General features: G+C 62.7%; 4 protein-coding genes. All 4 read right to left on the minus strand.

The features are described 5' to 3' along the window. The coding region (locus AC1DSN_RS20735) for a glycoside hydrolase family 35 protein (protein WP_477332590.1) at positions 1 to 1,648 on the minus strand (1,648 nt) is incomplete at its 3' end. A 66-nt stretch (positions 1,649 to 1,714) separates the two neighbouring features. Next, entirely contained in the window at positions 1,715 to 2,128 is a 414-nt protein-coding gene (locus tag AC1DSN_RS20740; protein ID WP_477298196.1) for a nuclear transport factor 2 family protein, read from the minus strand. A gap of 19 nt (positions 2,129 to 2,147) precedes the next feature. Next, positions 2,148 to 2,576 carry a hypothetical protein gene (locus AC1DSN_RS20745; RefSeq protein WP_477332592.1) on the minus strand — a complete coding sequence of 143 codons (429 nt, stop codon included), beginning with the start codon at positions 2,574 to 2,576 and terminating at the stop codon, positions 2,148 to 2,150. A gap of 66 nt (positions 2,577 to 2,642) precedes the next feature. Continuing rightward, the coding region (locus AC1DSN_RS20750) for an EAL domain-containing protein (RefSeq protein WP_477332594.1) at positions 2,643 to 2,977 on the minus strand (335 nt) is incomplete at its 5' end.

Here is a 2,977-nt window from a genome sequence, read left to right on the forward strand (position 1 = left end):
TGTCGAGGAACGTGCCATCCGGCTTCGTCATGGTGAAGCTGCCGCGCCAGAACGCCGGGCCCTGCCCTGTTCCACCGGGAGCGAAGTGCAGGCTCGACAGATCGTCCAGCGGCAGGGGATAGACCGACCAGTTGAGCAAGTCCTCGCCGGCGACCTGAACCGAATAGGTAATGCCCTTGTAGTCGTCTTCCATGCCGGGGCCGATATTGATGCGGCCCATGTTCTCGACCACGAGGTCCAGCGTGCTGCCGCTCTTCAGATCGACCGGCATGGCGTGCTGGTCCTGCCGGCGATCCAGCGTGCCGAGCGGTTTGCCGTCAGCGAGTACGGTGGCGTAGTCGCGCACGTCGCTCACGTCGAGCGAGCCCTTGGCATCGGCGTCGAGTGCCTTGCGATAGAGAATCAGCCCATAGTTCTGGCCAAACGTCTCCATGCCATGAGGGGTGACCGTGGTCTGCGGCGCGGACAAGCCAGGCAGTGCGTCGAGCAGGCTTACCGACGTGTCCAGCGTGAAGCGCGGGATGGCCACCGTTGGCGACGAAGCGGGCACCTTGGGCAGGGTCTCGCCTTTCGGCAGGTGTGCGGCGATCACCTTGCGCAATGCTTCGTATTTCGGCGTCAGGCGGCCGGCCTCGTCGATCGGCGAGTCGTAGTCGTAGCTGGTCGTGACCGGGAGATAATGGGCGTCGTCGTTGTTCGCGCCGTTCATCCAGCCGAAGTTCGTCCCACCATCGACCATGTACAGGTTGAACGAGATGTCGTGATCCATCATCCACGACACGGCACTGCTCACATCCCCAACGTCGCGGGTCTTGTGTGCCTGGCCCCAACGATCGTACCACCCCGTCCAGTATTCGCCGGCCATGCGTGGCATGCCTTCCATCAGCGGCGCTGAGCGTCGGAATGCGCGTTCGGTCTGCTTTCCATCACCGGTAAAGTTGATCACCGAAACCATACCGGGCAGTGAACCGCGCGGCATCCAGGTCGGGCCGGGACCGTTAGAGGTGAACATCGGAACGTCGAAGCCGGCATCGACCATCTGCTGGTGGATCGCTTCGAGATAGTCGTGATCGTTGCCGACGTAGCCGTACTCGTTCTCCACCTGGACCATGAGGACCGGACCGCCGCGACTGCTCAACAGTGGCGCAAGTTCTTGGTTGAGCCGCTTGAACCACGCGGCACTGGCCTTAAGGAAACGCGGATCGTACGAGCGGATGCGCAGGCCAGGCGTTCTCAGCAACCATGCCGGAATACCACCGAACTCCCACTCAGCGCAGACGAAGGGACCGGGGCGCACGATGACGTTGAGGCCTTCTTCCTGCGCGGTGCGGACAAAGGCCGCGATGTCGTGGTCACCGCTGAAATCGAATTTGCCCGGCTCCGGTTCGCTCTCGTTCCAGAAGGCGTACGTGGTGATCGTGTTGAGACCCATCGCACGGGCCTTGCGCAGGCGGTCGCGCCAGTCCGCCCGGGGAATGCGCGGATAGTGCATCTCGCCCGAGCGAATCACGTAAGGCTTGCCGTCGAGAAGGAACTGACCGTGATCGACGGCGAAGTGCGGTGTCGTAGCGGAAGGAGCAGCCGCAAACGATGGCAGGGTCGCGCCCGCCAGCAGGCAGGTCGACAGGAGCAGACTCAGACGCTTCATCGGGACTTCCGCAGGATGGAAGCGTCAGAACTTACCGACGCGGCCCGCGCAGAGCAAGGACCCCGATCACACGGCGCCACCCCCGCCCGGCATATCAAACGCCTCGGTCGGTGTGCCCTGGTGATAAACCATCAGCCACTCGTCGCCTTCCCTCACCCACGTACTCGACCGCAGCGTATACCGCGAGTCCACACCCGACGGCGACCGATGCGCGGAACGATAAAGAAGCATCGCTACACCCTCGGCCACCCTGCGCACCTCGAAGCCATCGGCAACGATCGACCCGTTCCCGCCCTCCGTCGGAAGATCCCGCAGTACGTCGGCGAGATCGATGCGATATCCGGATCGGCCGATTTCCACGAAGGACGGATGCAACAACCCGCGCAGACGAAGCACGTCACGACGCACCGCCGGATCGTGGAGTTCCCGCTCCCGTGCCGTAAGCGCCATCAGCAGTGCATCGTCGGAGTAAACGGTCACGCCAGTGATCCGTCAGCGCTCAGGCCGTAAAAAAACTCGGCGAGATCTCGATCGCGAAGGGATCGTGCAGCCGTACTTCGCGGGTGTCCGCCGAGACGATTTCATAAGGCACGTAGATGAAACGCGCGTAACCCTTCGACTCGATATGAACGCGAACGCCATCTTTGGCCGGCGCCTCGAATTCGTCGGGAATCGTCACGTTGGCGACCAGGGCCGCGGCGAGTGCTTCGGAGGACCGGCCCGTCGCGAAGCGATCGAAGATCACACGATAGACATCGTGAGCTTCCGGCTCGTCGCCACCCTCGTGACCGGGGTCGGCGGCCAGCCTGCCCTCTTCCGACACCGTGGCACCGAACGGGTAGAAGTCGCCGTTCTCCACCAGCATCTCCTTCGCAAAATCCATCGAAAAGGTGAATAGCTGGTTGAGCCGTTCCTGCGTGACATCCATACGAAATCCTCGAACACGCCGATCGGCGATGGGTGAAGGCATCGTAAGACAGCGCGGGCCGTGATGCTACGCCGAGGCAGGAAGATACGACGGGACAGGCAGGCTTTGCGCCAGCTGGTCACCAGGCACGGGGCTACCCAGTAGGAAGCCCTGGAGGACGTCGCAACCCAGGCGGGTCAGCAATGCCTGTTGCTCGGCGGTCTCCACGCCTTCGGCCACGATGTTCAGGCCAAGCGTCTTGCCCAGCGCGATGATCGCCGAGACGATGGCTTCGTCGTCGTTGCCCTTGGTCAGTTCGGTCACGAAACCGCGATCGATCTTCAGCTCGTCGGCGGGCAGCTGCTTGAGATACAGGAGACTGGAGTAACCGGTACCGAAATCGTCGATGGAAATGCCCACCC

The organism is Luteibacter sp. P4_D7_3 (assembly GCF_056401735.1).